Source organism: Lysinibacillus fusiformis (assembly GCF_003049525.1).
Taxonomy (GTDB): domain Bacteria; phylum Bacillota; class Bacilli; order Bacillales_A; family Planococcaceae; genus Lysinibacillus; species Lysinibacillus fusiformis.
The window spans coordinates 1-293 of the sequence record NZ_PYWL01000058.1; the positions used below are offsets into that span (position 1 = coordinate 1).

At 34.8% G+C, this 293-nt stretch carries 1 rRNA gene; it reads right to left on the minus strand.

Annotated features, from left to right (window positions below):
• Positions 1-234: 234 nt before the first annotated feature.
• Positions 235-293, minus strand: a 16S ribosomal RNA gene (locus tag C9J29_RS24075); the annotation flags it as partial.

Genomic DNA, 293 nt, shown 5'->3' on the forward strand with positions numbered 1-293 from the left:
TATCAGCTTTCAATACACATCGCATTTAACTGCTCGTGTCTTGAAACCTTTTAATGTTATTAAGCCTATAAAAAACTTAAAAAAATAAATGTGTTTGTTACTATTTCAATGTCGTTTTATCCAGTTTTCAAAGAACAAGTTTTGAAGTATTTCATTCAGAAGAATGAACCTTCAAAACTGAACGCAAAACGTAATCTTACAAACCCAAGGTTTGTATTCCGAAAATATCCTTAGAAAGGAGGTGATCCAGCCGCACCTTCCGATACGGCTACCTTGTTACGACTTCACCCCAA